Genomic DNA, 15,486 nt, shown 5'->3' with positions numbered 1-15,486 from the left:
TGATGTCCGGCATCTACGCGTGGGGCCACGCGCGGCTGCTGTGGAACGGAGAAAAGATCGAGGAAGGCCGCATGGCGTGGCGCCGCTACGGCGACCCGCGCGAGGCCGAGCGCAACCGCGCCGAGCTGCGCGGCTGGATCTACGACTGCACGGGCCAGGACGCCAACGCCCTGGCCCGCTACGGCGTGCGCGACGGCGAGGTGCAGCGCATCTACCCCCTGGGCGAGGCCGGCGCCAACCTCGTGGGCGGCGGCACGGGCGCGGACGACCGCGACTACACGGTCGAACGGCTCTTCGCCAAACAGCTGCGCGCCCCGTCGCGCTTTGCCGAGCAGGCGGAGCTGCACCCGGTGGGCACGGACCTGCGCCTGACGCTGTGCGCCGAGCCCACCCGCGAGGCGTGGCGGCTGCTTTCGGCCACGGGGCGCGAGGGCGCCGTCATCATCCAGGACGTGCAGACGGGCGCCATCGTGGCCTATGCCGCCACGGGCCGCGCGGAAGATCCGCCGTTCGGCATCAAGCGGTACGCGCCCCCGGGCTCCGTCTTCAAGCTGGCCCTGGCCGCGCTGTGGTGGGACGCGGGGCTGGAGGACACGCGCATGCCCTGCCCGCCGTACATCCAGACGGGCAACGCGCGCATCCGCAACTTCGAGAGCCACGAGTACCCGTCCATCACCGTCCCCACGGGGATGCTCACGGTGTCGTGCAACACGGCCGCCGTGCAGATGGCGCTGGACATGCGCCAGCGGCTGGGCGTGGAGGCGTTCCGCGACGCGTACACCCGCTTTGGCTTCGTCCCCTACTCCGAGGGCCTGCCGTCCACGTCGGCCGACGGGTTCTGGAACACGGGCAACGAGGCGTGGGCAAAGCGGATGACGCCGCCACCCGTGCGCGTGCGCTTTGCCCCGCGCTTCACGGCCCACGAGTGGGGGCAGATCGCCATCGGCCAGGGGCCCGTGGACGTGACGCCGCTGGCCGTCTCGCGCTTTGTGCAGGCCATCGGCAACAACGGCGTCATGCTGGACCCCACGCTGGAATGGGACCGGCTGGAGCAGCGCGGCGACGGACGGCCGATCATGAAGCCCTCCACCTCCCTCAAGCTGCAGCAGGCCATGCTTTCCGTCGTGGACACGGGAACGGCGCAGGTGGCCAAGGCGCGCCTGGCGGGGACGGGATGGGACCTGGGCGGCAAGACGGGCACGGCGGACGTGGCCGGCGCCCCCGCGCCCGACGGCTGGTTCGCGGGGCTGATGTACGGCCCGGACCGCAAGCCGCGATACACCGTCGTGGTGTACCTGCGGCGCGGCGGGCAGGGCGGCCGCAACCCCGCCCGCATCGCCGGCGAGATGACGCGGTGGATGAGCCGCTCTCCCCAGTTCACCACGCCCGGCGCCGGCGAGGGGCAGGGCGGCCAGCCCGCCGCCCCCGCGCGCGGCGTGGCCGCGCGGACGGAGGAACGCTGATGGCGCTCCGCGACCTGTTCCGCCGCAGCCGCGCGCCCCGGGCCGTGGGCCCGGAAGGCGTGACCGTAAAGATCAAGGGGCACAACCTGCCGTCGGAGCAGCGCTCCGGCCGCGTGGTCCCCGGCTTTTTGTGGTGGGGGCTGCTGCTGGCCGCCGCGTTCTACGTGGCCGCGCACCTGTCCGTCGTCACGGGAATCTGGCCCGTGCACGGCACCTCGCCGGGGGCGGGCGGCACCTTCATCCGCGACGGCGTGGCCCTCGTGGCGTGGATCGCCGTGCTCGTGGCCCTGCGGGCGCTGGGGTACCGGGGCAGCTGGGCCATCGTCGTTCTGCCCATCCTCATCTTCAGCCTCACGCGGCCCACGCAGTTCCAGCTGTTCACGGACCCGGCGTACCAGGCCGTGGGCAAGGCCAAGGCGCGGGCCAACGAGCTCAAGGCCACCCGCTCGCGGCTGCACAGCATCGAGCGCGCGTACAGCGAGGAGCGCAAGGAGACCGTCTACCAGGGCCCGCCGCCCCCCCTGCCGGACCCGTTCGAGCGGGCCGTGCGGCAGGAGACGGAGTCGCGCGGCTTCTTCGCGCGGTCGGCGGCGCACTTCAGCGTGTTCCTGGCGCCGTTCGCCCTGCTGGTGGGCTTCCTGGTGTCGCGGGAGCCACGATTGATGCGGTGGATACGAGATCACCGGCTCATCCCGTTCGTCCCCGTGCTGGCCGTGTTCTTTGTCCTCACCATCGGCTTCACGAGCCTGGGCAAGGTGGGGGGGATGACGCCGTGGGAGCTCTTTCTCCCGCTGTTCATCGTCATCTGGGCGGCCACGCTGGCCGAGGACGCGTACAACCTGGCCCGGCCGGGCTCCGTCATGGAGCCGCGGCGCCTGCTGAACCTGTTCTTGTACGGCGCGGGGCCCGTCATCCCGTTCCTCATCATCCGCGAGCTGGGGCTTTCCATCGTCCTGGCGGGCTCGCTGGCGGCCATGCTGCTGGTGGGCACGCGGCGGGGCTGGTGGGCGGGATTGATGATGGTCGTCTGGGCCGTGCTCGTCGTCCTGGCCTTCAACGTGGACGACCGCTCGGCCACGCGCCTGGAGCTGGCCTACGACCCGTACAAGAACCCGGCGGAGATGTCGGAGCCGGAGCGGGAGAAGTGGGCGGCCAAGCTGCACCAGATGAAGCTGTTCGACGCCAACGTCATCGAGGGCGGGCTGCTGGGGCAGGGCCCCGGCCGCGGCCACGCCGAGACGGCGCCCAACGCCGCGGACGACGGCTTCATCACGGGCATCGCGGCCAACTGGGGGTGGGCGGGCGCCGTGAGCATCGTGCTGCTGTACACGCTGTTCATCGTCCACCTGCTCAGCACGGCCGCGCGCGAGTCCGGCGCATTCGAGCGAACGCTGGTGACGGGGGTGGCCATGCTCATCGGCATCCCCTTCTGGCTGGCGGCCATGGGCGGAATTCGCTTGATTCCCCTCACGGGTGTGGCGACGGCGTTCGCCGCCCACGGCGGGGCCAAGCTGCTGGCGTCCGCGTTCGCCGTGGGGCTGGCGGCGGGGGTGAGCCACCGCCGCGCCCGGGAGGAGATCTACGACGAAGCACTCGCCGCGCCCCCGGCAGAGCCGCGGGCGCAGGGAATCCGGATCCGATGACCGACGCCGTTACCAAGGGGCTGCAGCCCATTCCCCTGCACGGAATGCTGTTCGACGTGGCGGGGGCCAGCGCGCAGGGGCCGCGCGCCGAGAACCAGGACGCGTTCGACGTGGACGCGTTCGCCACCCGCGGCATCGTGGCCGTGGCCGACGGGATGGGCGGCGAGCGCGCCGGCCGCCTGGCCGCCGACACGGCCCTGGGCGCGCTCGTGCGCGGGGAGGAGATCCGCAGCCTGGACGCCGCCCGCTACGCCGTGCGCTTTGCCGACGAGGCCGTGGCGCGGCTGGCGCAGGAGTCGCCCGGCGACCGCGGGGGGATGGGGTGCGCCCTGGCCCTCATGGCCCTGACGGTGGACCGCGCGGGCGACGCCGGGTGGATCGGCGCGCACGTGGGCGACGTGCGCATCCTGAGCCGCACGCCTGACGGCACGGTGCGGCTGGAAACCCGCGATCACACGCCGGCGTACGCGCGCTGGGAGGCGGGCGAGATCGCCCTGGACGAGATCCCCGATTCGCCCGGCGCCAACCGCCTGCAGCGCGCCGTGGGCAGGGGCGGCGAGGCGGAGGCCAGCTGGATCCCCGTGCGCCCGGGCTGGACGTACCTGCTGATCAGCGACGGCGTGACCAAGGCCATGCGCCTGGACGAGCTGGGCGACGCCATGGCGCTGGATTCGGCGCGCGCGGTCTGCGAGGCCGTGACGCGCAAGGTGGAAGAGCGCGGACCCGACGACAACTACACGGCCGTGGCCGTGCGCGTGCTGGACGGCGGGGGCGACACCATGCCCGCGCCGCCCGCCCGCCCGTCCACGCCCGCGGCGACTTCGACAACGACGACCGCGGGGGGACGGGACGCGCATGCCCCGCCGCGAAACCTGATGCGGGAGGAGACGGACGTGAACGCCGGACGCCGAGGGGGCGGCATCCTGCCCCTGCTGCTGGCCCTGCTGGCGCTGGGCCTGGCCGGGTACGCGGCCTGGGCCGCCAGCCAGAACCGCGGCGCCGACCCGGCGTTGACGGCGCAGCTCGACAGCCTGCGCGCGGAGGTCGCGGCCATGCGCGCGGCCGCCGCGCCCGTGGACACCCTGGCGGTGGACAGCACGGCCGCCGCCGTGACGCCGGGCGGACCCGTGCCGCAGGCCGGCATCGGCGCGCCGCAGCCCGCGCCCACTGGGACCAACGGGACCACGCCCAACCGCACGCAGCCAAACCGCACGACGCAGCCATGACCGACTTTACCCCGGCCACCCGCCCCGCCACGGAGCACGGCGGCGAGGAGCCGCTGCTGGACTCGTTCCTGCGCGAGGCCATCCCCGAGATCAAGCTGGCCCTGGGCGACCTGATCGACCGGGACAACTCGCGGGCCATCCCCGACAAGTACGTCAAGCTGCTGCCGCTCACGACGCTCGTGGTGACGCTGCGGCCCGACGCGGCGCGGGCCGTGGCGCCCATGGCGGCGGACCTGGAGGGCGACCTCACGGACAGCGTCATGCGCCACGGCTCGCTGTACGACCGCGACTACCGCGTGCGCCTGCGCGAGGCGGGACAAAAGGGCGCGCCGCTGTTCCGCGTGGCCGTGCAGCCCGCGGGCGAGCCGGAGCCGGCGCCCATCGCCGCCGCGCCGCCGGCGGAGCCCACGGTGGCCGCCATGCCGCCGCGACCGCCCGCGCCCGCCGCGCCGCCCATCGCCGAGACGCTGTTCGCCGGGCGCTCGCCGGAATTCGTGGATCCCGACGCCACGCGGGTGGAGGGAATTGCCCCCGCCGCGCCGGCCGCCCCGCGCATGCCGGCCACGCCGTCCTTCCCGGCCGGCCGCTACGAGCTGGTGGCGGAGGAGGAAGACGGGACGGAGCTGGAGCGCTTTCCCATTTCCCAGGCCATCACCACTGTGGGCCGGCAGACGGACAACGCGGCGTTGCGCAGCGACATCCAGCTGACCAACAGCGACCGCGTGAGCCGCCGGCAGCTTGCGCTCGTCTTCGCGCACCGGGACGGGCGCGAGGGCTTCGACGTGTACAACCTCGGGCTCAACTCCATCCACGCGGGCGAGCGCGAGGTGAGCGGCGCCAACGACCGGTCCAGCGCGCTGCAGCTGGAGGGGATGGAGGCGCACTCGCTGTTCGTTCCGCCGGGGCAGCTCATCCGCATTGGCGGGCACGGGCCGTTCGTGCGCATCCGCGAGATCGGCGGGGCGAAGAAGGACGACGGACCGGCGGAGATCCGCGTGGAGCCGGAGGTCGAGGACGACCCGGACCGGACGCAGTTCGGCTGAACAGCAGTGCGGGAGTGCGAAAGTGCGAGAGTGCGAAAGTAACTGCATCGCGCTCTCGCGCGCGGGGCCCTCACCCGGCTCGTTCCTCGCCACCCTCTCCCACAAACGGCGTGGGAGAGGGAATACACTTCGATCGGGGCCCGCAAGTCGGCTGGACAGGTTAGATTAAGGGTTTCGCGAGGCAGCCGGGTGAAACGTATGGCGGGCGGGGCCGTACGTTCGCATTCTCCGCACGTCCGCATCTTCGTACTTGGGTTGAGGGGCTGAGGGGCGCGGTCTACCCCCATCGCTCGAGAGGGCATCATGGCAGGCTTGGCAGGACAGTTCCTGATCGGACACGAGCTCAACGGCCGGTACCGCCTGGCGGCGGTGCTGGGCGAGGGGGGCTTTGGCGTGGTGTTTCGCGCCGAAGACCTGGAGCGCGGCCGCGACGTGGCGGTCAAGGTGCTCGATCCGCCCCGCGGCATGACGCCGCCGCAGGTGGAACGCCTGCGCCAGCGCTTTGTCCACGAGGCGGAGATCGCCTCGCGCCTGCCCCTGCACCCCAACCTGGTGCGGGTGCTGGACTTTGGCAGCACCGACAAGCTCGACTTCCTGGTGATGGAGCTGCTGCGCGGCGAAAGCCTGCGCGAGCGCCTGGCCCGGCCGGAGCCCGTCTCGCTCCGCTCCGCGCTGCACCTGCTGCGCGACGCCGCGCGCGGCGTGGCCGTGGGCCACGAGAACGGGCTGGTGCACCGCGACCTCAAGCCGGCCAACATCTTCCTGGAGAACGCGGGCGGGGCCGAGCCGCACGTCCGCATCCTGGACTTTGGCATCGCCAAGCTGCTGGACGAGGACGAGGAAGAAGAGACGCGCACGCACCTCACGCTCCCCGGCGAGTGGTTCGGCTCGGAGCCGTACTGCCCGCCGGAGCACCTGCGGCGCGAGTCGGTGACCCGCGCGTCGGACGTGTACTCGCTGGGCGTGGTGGCGTTCGAGCTGCTCACGCGGTCGCGGCTGTTCAGCAAGGACGACATGGTGCGGCGCAAGCAGGGGCTGCCCGTGCCCATCCCGTCCATGGTGTCGCGCAACCCGGACGTACCGCGCGAGGTGGAGGTCATCGTCCGCCGCGCCCTCGCCGAGGACGCGTCCGCCCGCTATGACGACGCGGGCGAGCTCGCCACGGAGCTGCACCGCGCGCTCAGCCGCCTGCGCCGCGCCGCCGACCTTCCCGGCGCCGCGGCGGCCGCCGAGGCGCAGCGCCGCGCGTCGGACGACGCCACGGCCGTCATCGGCGACGAGGGGACGGTGCTGGCCGGACAGCGCGCGTCGGATGACGCGACGGCGCTGGCGGCGACGCCGGACGTGCTGCAGTTCCTGGGGCTCAAGCGGCGCGGCCGTGACCTGCCGGACGACCCCACGGGGCTGGAGGCGGAGCTGGAGCGCGTGCGCCGCGCGCGGCGGCGCAAGCGCGCGGTGCAGGCGGTGACGGTCGCGGCCATGGGGCTGGGCGCCGTGGCGGGCGGGTTCGGGCTCGTGGTCCTGCGGGCGGAGAGCGGACCCCCCGCCGCCGTGGCGCCCGCGCGCGTGCTCTCGGCCGCGGAGGAGAACGACGAGGGCCTGCGCAAGTTTCGCCGGGGCGAGTACGCGGGCGCCGTGGAGGCGTTCGCCCGGGCCATGCGCAAGGCGCCGGGGCAGGCGGAGTTCGCCAACAACTACGCGTACGCGCTCCTGCGCGCCGGCCGCACGCACGAGGCCGTGACGGCCCTGGGCGACGTGGTGGCGCGGCACCCGGAGCGCGAGGTGGCGTACAGCAACCTCGCCGAGGCGCAGCTCGTGGCGGGCGACACGGCGGGCGCCATCGCGAGCATGCAGTCGCTGCTGGCCATGGACCCGTCGCCCGGGCGCCGGCGCGAGGCGGAGACGTTCCTGGACCGGCTGGGCGCCATGCACTCCGACACGCAGGAGTGGGAGGACGTGCGGGAGGCGCCCGCCGTGAGCCTGCCGGACGTGAACGACCCGTCCACGTGGGACGACTGGGTCGCCAGCCATGTGGATGCCCAGACGGACACGGTCTACGACCCGCGCGGCGGCATGACCATCACGAGCCGCGTGGGGACGGGCGGGTTGGGTGTGGTGCGCCGCCGCACGTGGAACGACCGCGACGGCTGGCGCGACACCCTGTTCGTGCAGCCGTCGCGCGATGCGAGTGGGGACGAGGGCGAGGCGCAGCGCTGGCCGTAGGGGCAGGGCGGGGGCCGCAGGGGCAGGGCGGGCCCGAGCGAGAAGGCGGAGGGCCGGCGAAGGGGGAGCGCCCCCCTCCCCGACCCTCCCCCACAAACTGCGTGGGGGAGGGAGGTTGCTGGGCGAGGATCGCGCGCGGTGGCCGGCCCGTGCTGGGGCTGGGTTCTCCCCCTCCCCCACCCCCTCCCCCTCCCCCGCGAAGCGGGGGCAGGGGGTCGGGGGGTGGGGGCCCTCGGCGGGCGAGAGAGACTTCGCATCCGGGCACGAGCTCGGCGCCGTTGGCAACAGTTGTATCGTTGCCTACGGCGCGCGCAGCCCGACCCGGAGCGCAGCGGAGGGGCACGCCCAAACCGGCAGTTCAACAGTGCGAGAGTGCGAAAGTATCCATGCTTTCACACGTTCACGAAAAGACTGGGGCCTGATGGCGGGACTGGAATCGCTGCTGAAGGGACGGGAGCTGGGCGGGCGCTACCGCATCGAGGAGGTGATCGGGCGCGGCGGCATGGGCGCCGTGTACCGCGCCACCGATACCCGCCTGGGCCGCCCCGTGGCCGTCAAGGTGATCACCGCCAGCACCGGCAACGACCCCGAGGTGCGCGAGCGGCTGCGCGCGCGCTTCAAGCACGAGGCCGCGTCCGCCGCCCGCCTGCCCAAGCACCCCAACGCCGTCACCGTGCACGACTACGGCACGGACGACGACCTGGGGCTGGACTACATCGTCATGGAGCTGCTGGAGGGCGAGGACCTGGCCACCCGCCTGCAGCGCGCCGGCCCCCCGCCCATGGGCGAGGCCCTGCGCGTCCTTCGCGAGGCCGCCCGCGGCGTGCACGTGGGCCACCGCACCCACCTCATCCACCGCGACGTAAAGCCCGGCAACGTCTTCCTGGTCCGCGGCGGCGGCGAGGACGAGGTGCGCGTGCTGGACTTCGGCATCGCCAAGGCCATGGCCGAGGAGGAGGAAGACACGGCCTCGGCCGGCCTCACGCACGACGGCCGTGCGCCGCTTTCCCCGGCCTACGCCTCGCCCGAGCAGCTGCGCGGCGAGCGGCGGCTGACGCCCGCCTCCGACGTCTTTTCCCTGGGCGCGCTGGGATTTCAGCTCCTGACGGGGACGCGGCCGTTCACCGAGGCGGACCGCAACCGCATGGCGGCCGGGATGGAGGTGCCCGTGCCCTCGCTGCGCGCCCGCAACCCGCAGGTGCCGCAGGAGGTGGAGACGGTCATCCGCCGCGCGCTGGCGCCGGACCCCGGCGAGCGTTTCGAGAACGCGGGCGCCTTGGCCGACGCGCTGGACCCGCTGCTACGGCGCCTGTCCGCGTCGCCCGTGATGGGCGTGGTGCCCGGCGTGACGGGCGCGATGGAGGTGGACGACGACGACCGCACGATGGCCGCCGGCTCGCCCGCCTACGTGGACTACGCGGACGACGATGACCGGACGATGGTGGCGCCGCCCGTGCCCGCCGTCCGGCCCACCCCGCCCGTGCACCGCGGTCCCCCGCCGGCGCAGCGCGCGCAGAACCCCGTGATGCCGCCGCCGCGCCACCGCGTGCTGGCGGAGGAGCGCCGCGGGGTGCCGGCGTACGTGTGGGTGCTGCTCCTCGTCGTCGTGGCGCTGGGCGCGTGGGTGGTGATGCAGCAGATGAACGCGCGGCGGTCCACGGGGCCCGTGGCGGGCGACTCGGTGACGGTGGACACGGCCAGGCAGGACACCATCGACTCCGTGGACGCGCTGGTGCTCAACACCAACGGCCTGCGCTTTTTCAACGCGGGGCAGTACGACTCGGCGCTGGTGTACTTCGAGCGGGCCGTGCAGCAGCAGCCGCGGAGCGCGGAGTACCGCGACAACCTGGGCGCCACGCTCATCCGCATGGGCCGGCACCAGGACGCGGCGGCGCTGCTGGAGGAGACCATCCGCATCGACAACCGCTACGACCTGCTGTACAGCCACCTGGCCGAGGCGCGGCTGGCCCTGGGCGACACGGTGAGCGCCGTCCGCGCGCTCGAAGCGTTCGTGGAGGTCACGCTCAGCGCCAACGAGCGGCGCAGTGCCCTGGCGCGGCTGGAGCAGCTGCGCGCGGCCGTGGCGCCGCCGCCCATCCAGCCGGTGCCCGGCCCCACGGACGTGAACACGCCGTCCGTCCCCGGCCCGGACGGCCCGGTGGACACGCTGAGCATCCCCGCGCGGCCCAACGCGCCGCGCGACACGCTGCGCATCGGCAACCCGCGCTGATGGCCGTGGCGCACCAGGTGCCCCTGGGCGGCATGGGGCGGGTGGAGCTGCCCGCGTACGGCCTGGCCGACGCGGAGCACCAGGTGGAGAAGGAGATCCGCGCCCTGTGGCCCGACGCGCGCGTCGACGTGACGGACGTGAGCCGCGTGGACGAGCAGGGGCGCATCGTGGAGGAGTTCCGCGTGAGCTACCGCATCCGCACGATGGTGGAGGTGGAGGCGGAATCGCTGGTGGCGGCGGGCCGGGCGGCGCTGCGCCTGCTGCGCGAGCGGTTCGCCGGCAGCCGCTACGAGCGCGTTGCGTGGACGGTGCTGGGGGCGGCGGGCGGCCCTTCCAGATCCCCTTGACTGAATGCGTGCACGCTGTGATGTTTTCCCGTCGGCGGAAGTACCTACCCCAGGACGGAAGCTCCAGCACCATGACGATCGGTCTGATGCGGCGCCTTGCGGTTTCCAAGCTTCGGGGACTCGGATATCGCCGCTATCGCTCACGCGGTGACACCGAGTACCTGATGAGCTCGCCCGCCAACGCGCGCCGGCTCCTCGCCGCAATCGAGGATGCGCGCGCCGGACGCGGGACTCGCGTCGTGACCATGGACGAACTACGGCGCGAACTCGGTCTTTGAAAAACAAGAACCGGAAGGGCAGGGGATCTCCCCTGCCCGTTTCTGCTCCTGCGGCAGAGCGATCCGAACGGGTCTTCGTAGTTCAGGATCCATTCCGTGCCGATCTGCAGCACTGGGTGCTCACGGAGCCCCGGCTGGCTGCCCGTGTCCTCGAGCTGATGGATGACATCAAGCGCTCCCCGTTTGAGGGAAAGGGAAAACCTGAGCGCCTGAAGCACAATCTGCAGGGTATGTGGTCGAGGCGGATCAACGACGAGCACCGTCTCGTCTACGAGGTGCTACCCGACAGAATCCTCTTCGTATCGGCCCGGTTCCACTACGAGTAAAACGCCCCGGCGCTGATGATTCGGCGCGGGGCGTTCCTGTTTCCGGGGACCAGCTACGCCGCCGGTTCGTACGCGGCCATGCCGTGCGCGTCGAAGCCGCGCGGATCGAAGCCCAGCGCCATCCGCGCGCGCTGGCGGTAGTGCATCCGCACGGCTTCGGGAAGGCGGCGCCAGTCGGCTTCGCTGGCGGCGGGATGGCTGCAGGTGGACCACAACGCCAGCGCGGCCTCCTCCTCTCGCGCATCGCGCAGCGCCTGCTCGGTCGCGGTGACGGCCATGATGCGGCTCCCGGTGACGGTGGATGTCTGCAAATCCCGGTGATGCACCATGGTGGATGTGCATCGTCACGAATGCACCCGTGTCCCTATCCGCGATCCGTACCGGCTCGGCCACGTCTCCCGCCACGCGACACGGGGATCGGACAGCCTGCACAGGAATCTTGAAGACAACCGTTTTGCGACGTATCCTTTAGCCGCTCACCGCGCGCGGGCCGTTGCCCGTGCGCTCCCTTTCCGTGACGACAGGAGGAACGGCCATGCGCAAGATGAAGCTCGCCCTGGACGACCTGGCGGTGGAGTCGTTCGCCCCGGGCGCAAAGGCGGAACCGCGCGGAACGGTGCAGGCCCACCAGCAATCCGGACCGTGGACGGACGAGTGTCAGAGCTGCGGCGTGGTGTCGGGATGCGGCGGCGGGGGCTACTGCAACACCGACTACGGCTGCGGCAGCGGCGTATGCCAGACGGGCACCTGCAACGGCTACTACACCTGCCCCGGGGCGTACACCTGCGACGCCGTGGAGACCTGCTTCTACCCGCAGTGCACCGGGCCCGGCGCGGCCTGCTGACGCACGCGGACGGCGGATGAATGAGCGCCCCGGCGGTCCTTTGCGGCCGCCGGGGCGTCGTTGCGTTGTCCGCGAAGGGGCGGAATTACATCGCCGCGCCGGTGGCGCCGCCCTGCTGCGCGGGGATGGCGCCGCAGGTCACGGGCGAGCCGGGGTCGTCCCCCGCGCGCTCGTGGTACGCGATGATGTGCTGGCCGTTCATCACCGTGGCCAGGGGCACGTTCACCGTGCTGCTGGACGTGCCGGCGCCGTTGGCCAGCGTCACGTTCTCCAGGGGCGCCACGGGCGGCCCGGGCTGCTCGCAGGTGCCCGTGTGGATGTGGCCACCGTGCGTGGTGTTGCCCTGCGCCATCAGGTTCACCGTCACCATGGTCTGGCCGCTGCCGTGGTCCATGAGCTGGGCCGTGCCCGTGACGCCCGACGTGCCGACGGCGTTCAGCGTGACGGCGCCGCCCACGGCCTGCGCGCCGGTCATGGTGGTGTCGGTGCCCATGGGCGTGGTGCCGGTCGCCATGGGGGCCGTCGTGGTGTCCGTCACCACCGCCGCCGTGGTGTCGGCGCCGCCTTCCGCCGCGTCATCACCGCCGCCGCAGGCGGCCAGCGCGAAGGGAAGTGCGGTCAAAACCCAGAGCCGGGTCGCGTTCATGCCAGTTCTCCTGGTGTGCGTTGATGGAAATCCCTCGTCGCGCTCCCGCGTCAGGGAGCGCGCGCCAGGGCTGTGCAAGGTTTGTGCAATGTTGAAGCGGATGCAGGAACATCCGTGCCCATCAGCTGCTACCGTAGACGGGAATGGCGGCCCCGCTCACCGTTCCGGACGCGGCGGAGGCGAGGAAGAGGATTACCCGCGCGATCTCGTCCGGCGCCGTCCACGACGCGGGGTCCGCGGCCGGCATGGCGGCCCGGTTGGCGGGCGTGTCGATGGTGCCGGGGAGCACGGCGTTGGCGCGGACGCGCCCCTTCTGCTCCTCGGCGATGGCTTCAACCAGCGTGAGCAGCGCCGCCTTGCTGACGGCGTACGCCGCGTGCCCCTTCCGCCCCGTGAGCGCGGCCCGCGACGAGACAAAGACGAGCGATCCGCCCACGCGCAGCCGCGGCAGCGCCGCGCGCGCCACGAGGTACGCGCTGCGGAGGTTCACGCTCATCATCCGGTCCCACTCGTCCACGGGAGCTTCGTGCAGGGGCGCACCGCCGGCGTATCCGCCCACCGTGTGGACGACGGCGTCCAGCCGCCCGGCCCACTCCAGCGTCCGCGCGACCGCGTGCGACGCGCCCTCCTCCGATGTAAGGTCCGCGTCGAACCAGGTCAGGCGGTCGCCGTGGCGCGCGGCGGCCTGGCGCAGGGCGTCGTCGCCGCCGGCGTGGTGCGTGGGGACGGCCACGTGCCAGCCGTCGGCGAGAAAGGCGTCCACGCAGGCGCGTCCCAGCCCGCCCGCGCCTCCCGTGATCAACGCGACGCGATCCATTTCGGTCCCGGAGTGGTGAAGTGGTAGCGGTGAGGCGGGAAGGGGGAACACGGTCCGTGCACGACCGCTGTCAGTCTGCCGCCCCGCCGAGGGCCCCTTCCCCCCGACCCCCTGCCCCCGCTTCGCGGGGGAGGGGGAGCACTGCAACAGCGATCCGCGCCGCCGTCGCGACGGCCCTCTCCCGCGCAACCTCCCTCCCCCACGCAGTTTGTGGGGGAGGGTCGGGGAGGGGGGCGCCCGCTCGCCGACGAGTCCCCGCTTCTACCGCGTGGACTCCCCCGATCCGTCCGATCCGCCCGATCCGTCCTTCTCCTCGCCCGATCCGCCGGCCGGCTCCCCCCGCCGCGGCGCGCGCCCATCGCGCGCGCGGCCGGATTCGCGGACGAGGGCGGCCAGGCGCTGCGCAAGCTCGGGCGTGAGCTCGCCCTCCGCCAGCCGCCACGCCCAGTTGCCCTCCGCCACACCCGGCGTGTTCATCCGTGCCTGGCCGCCCAGCCCCAGCACGTCCTGCACGGGAAAGACGGCCCAGCCGGCCTCGGAGCGCATCACCGCCTCGATCATCCGCCAGTTCATCTCCCCGTCGCCCCCGCCCGCCACGGCCTGCAGCTGCCGGCGCGCGTCGCGGTCCGCGTCGGCGTACCAGCCCAGCGACGTGTCGTTGTCGTGCGTGCCCGTGTACGCCACGGCGTTGTGCACGTAGTTGGCGGGCAGGTGCGGGTTCCGGGCGTTCTCCTCGCCGAACGCGAACTGCAGCACGCGCATTCCCGGCAGCCCCAGATCGTCGCGCAGCTGCTCCACCTCGTCCGTGATGATGCCCAGGTCCTCCGCGATCACGGGGAGCGCGCCCAGCTCCGCCCGCACGGCATCGAACAGCTTGCGCCCCGGCCCCGGCACCCACCGGCCGTGGATGGCCGTCTCCTCCGTCGCCGGCACCTCCCAGTACGACTCGAAGCCGCGAAAGTGGTCGATGCGTACCACGTCCACCATGTCCAGCGTCCGCCGGAAGCGGTCGATCCACCAGCGGTAGCCCGTCTGCTCGATCACGTCCCAGCGGTACAGCGGGTTGCCCCACCGCTGCCCCGTCTCGCTGAAGTAGTCCGGCGGCACCCCGCTGACGACCGTCGGCTGGCCGTCGGGCGTGAGGGAGAAGAGCTCGGGGTGCGCCCACACGTCCGCGCTGTCGTGGGCCACGAAGATGGGCACGTCGCCCACGATGCGGATGGCGTGCGCGTGCGCGTACCGGCGCACGGCGGCCCACTGCAGGTCGAACAGGTACTGCGCGTACGCGTGCCGCTCGATCTGCTCGAACAGCTCGTGCCGCGCCTGCTCCAGGGCGTTGGGGTGCCGGTCGCGCAGGGGCTCCGGCCAGCTGGCCCAGCAGGCGCCGCCCTGCTGCTCGCGGATGGCGCGAAAGAGCGCGTAGTCGTCCAGCCACGCGCTCTCCTCCTCGCGGTACGCGGCGAAGTCCGCCCGCAGGTCCTCGTCGTCCGCCAGCACCTTTTGCGCGGCGCGGACGACCTCGTCCTTCCACCGCATGACGGCGGGAAAGTCCACGTCGTCGCGGTCCAGGTCCGGCGCGGCGGCGTCCTCGGGCTCCAGCAGCCCGTGGATCACCAGCTCCGCGGGGCTGATGAGCAGCGGGTTGCCCGCGAACGCGCTCAGGGCGCTGTACGGCGATCCGCCCTCGTTCACGGCCACCAGCGGCAGCAGCTGCCACAGCGACTGCTCCGCGTACTCCAGCCAGTCGATGAACCGGAACGCGTGCTCCCCCAGGTCGCCCGTGCCGGGGCCGGGCAGCGACGTGGGATGCAGCAGGATGCCGCTGGCCCGCGCGCCGATGGTAGGAGACTCGTCCTTCGTCGACGGCCCGGGTCCCGTCCGCGCCTCGCTCTGCTTGGGCGAATCAGCCACGGGCGCCCTCCATCACCGGCAGGACGTACGCGACCTCGGCCGGGTCCAGCGTGAGCACCTGCGGCACGGGCTCGCCGTCCGCGGGCGCGTCGTCGCGGCAGACGCGGAACAGGCGATGGTTCGCCCCGTCCGCGCGAAACCCGGGGATCTCCACCGGGCGGGGCTCCTTCCACACCTTGTTGATGACGATCCACCCGCGCGCGTCGCCGTCGTCCGTCGTGCGCTCCAGCGTGAGCGTGTCGCCGTACATCCCCACGGGGCGCAGGTGGCCCTCGCCCTGGAGCACGGGGTGCGAGAGCTTGAGGCCGTTGACGCGGGTGATGAACGGCCGCAGGTCCCACGTGCGCCGCTCCCAGTCCGTGGGCATCGTCGAGACCACGTTCACCTGTCTGCGAAAGCCGAACTCGTAGCCGATGGGCATCATCACCCCGGCCGAGAACGCGGCGGCGAAGGCGTAGCGCTGGCGCTGCACGGCCTCGTTTCCGCCCG

The 15,486-nt window shown here is 72.8% G+C and carries 14 protein-coding genes and 1 pseudogene; 10 read left to right on the top strand and 5 right to left on the bottom strand.

Translation table 11 applies throughout. The annotated features are described in order from the left end of the window. From VFZ20_RS09585 to VFZ20_RS09545, 9 genes are all read left to right on the top strand, one after another. On the top strand, window positions 1–1,463 hold a 1,463-nt coding region (locus VFZ20_RS09585; protein WP_329683643.1), incomplete at its 5' end, for a penicillin-binding transpeptidase domain-containing protein. Continuing rightward, window positions 1,463–3,106 (top strand): FtsW/RodA/SpoVE family cell cycle protein, encoded by a 1,644-nt coding sequence (locus VFZ20_RS09580; protein WP_329683642.1) that lies wholly within the window; start codon window positions 1,463–1,465, stop codon window positions 3,104–3,106. The genes VFZ20_RS09585 and VFZ20_RS09580, both read left to right, overlap by 1 nt. Continuing rightward, window positions 3,103–4,332 (top strand): PP2C family protein-serine/threonine phosphatase, encoded by a 1,230-nt coding sequence (locus tag VFZ20_RS09575; RefSeq protein WP_329683641.1) that lies wholly within the window; start codon window positions 3,103–3,105, stop codon window positions 4,330–4,332. Before VFZ20_RS09580 ends, VFZ20_RS09575 begins: the two co-directional genes overlap by 4 nt. After that, window positions 4,329–5,375, top strand: a complete 1,047-nt coding sequence (locus VFZ20_RS09570) for a hypothetical protein (RefSeq protein ID WP_329683640.1) — start codon at window positions 4,329–4,331, stop codon at window positions 5,373–5,375. The genes VFZ20_RS09575 and VFZ20_RS09570 overlap by 4 nt, the downstream gene beginning before the upstream one ends. A gap of 303 nt (window positions 5,376–5,678) precedes the next feature. Next, window positions 5,679–7,598, top strand: a complete 1,920-nt coding sequence (locus VFZ20_RS09565) for a protein kinase domain-containing protein (protein ID WP_329683639.1) — start codon at window positions 5,679–5,681, stop codon at window positions 7,596–7,598. Window positions 7,599–8,019: 421 nt separating this feature from the next. Then, on the top strand, window positions 8,020–9,828 hold the full coding sequence (locus tag VFZ20_RS09560; protein ID WP_329683638.1) for a protein kinase domain-containing protein: 1,809 nt from the start codon (window positions 8,020–8,022) through the stop codon (window positions 9,826–9,828). Further along, entirely contained in the window at window positions 9,828–10,175 is a 348-nt protein-coding gene (locus VFZ20_RS09555; protein WP_329683637.1) for a hypothetical protein, read from the top strand. Before VFZ20_RS09560 ends, VFZ20_RS09555 begins: the two co-directional genes overlap by 1 nt. Before the next feature lie 71 nt (window positions 10,176–10,246). After that, the gene (locus VFZ20_RS09550) at window positions 10,247–10,453 is read left to right on the top strand and encodes a hypothetical protein (protein WP_329683636.1); all 207 of its coding nucleotides are present in this window, start codon (window positions 10,247–10,249) and stop codon (window positions 10,451–10,453) included. Between the two features lie 104 nt (window positions 10,454–10,557). Next, complete coding sequence (locus VFZ20_RS09545) at window positions 10,558–10,779, top strand: Txe/YoeB family addiction module toxin (protein WP_414682931.1); 222 nt, start codon at window positions 10,558–10,560, stop codon at window positions 10,777–10,779. Window positions 10,780–10,832: 53 nt separating this feature from the next. Here the strand turns inward: VFZ20_RS09545 and VFZ20_RS09540 are convergent, their stop codons facing one another. Next, complete coding sequence (locus tag VFZ20_RS09540) at window positions 10,833–11,057, bottom strand: hypothetical protein (RefSeq protein WP_329683634.1); 225 nt, start codon at window positions 11,055–11,057, stop codon at window positions 10,833–10,835. 257 nt (window positions 11,058–11,314) lie between these two features. Here VFZ20_RS09540 and VFZ20_RS09535 point away from each other — a divergent pair, with 257 nt between their 5' ends. Continuing rightward, window positions 11,315–11,623, top strand: a complete 309-nt coding sequence (locus tag VFZ20_RS09535; RefSeq protein ID WP_329683633.1) for a hypothetical protein — start codon at window positions 11,315–11,317, stop codon at window positions 11,621–11,623. A gap of 85 nt (window positions 11,624–11,708) precedes the next feature. Here the strand turns inward: VFZ20_RS09535 and VFZ20_RS09530 are convergent, their stop codons facing one another. From VFZ20_RS09530 to VFZ20_RS09515, 4 genes and pseudogenes are all read right to left on the bottom strand, one after another. Beyond that, entirely contained in the window at window positions 11,709–12,269 is a 561-nt protein-coding gene (locus VFZ20_RS09530) for a hypothetical protein (RefSeq protein ID WP_329683632.1), read from the bottom strand. 121 nt (window positions 12,270–12,390) lie between these two features. Next, complete coding sequence (locus VFZ20_RS09525) at window positions 12,391–13,086, bottom strand: SDR family oxidoreductase (RefSeq protein ID WP_329683631.1); 696 nt, start codon at window positions 13,084–13,086, stop codon at window positions 12,391–12,393. 261 nt (window positions 13,087–13,347) lie between these two features. After that, window positions 13,348–14,997, bottom strand: a complete 1,650-nt coding sequence (malQ, locus tag VFZ20_RS09520) for a 4-alpha-glucanotransferase (protein WP_329683630.1) — start codon at window positions 14,995–14,997, stop codon at window positions 13,348–13,350. Next, window positions 14,990–15,486, bottom strand: a pseudogene (locus VFZ20_RS09515) (hypothetical protein); the annotation flags it as partial. The gene malQ and the pseudogene VFZ20_RS09515, both read right to left, overlap by 8 nt.

The organism is Longimicrobium sp. (assembly GCF_036280135.1).
GTDB lineage: Bacteria > Gemmatimonadota > Gemmatimonadetes > Longimicrobiales > Longimicrobiaceae > Longimicrobium.
This window is presented reverse-complemented; position numbering and strand designations above follow the sequence as displayed.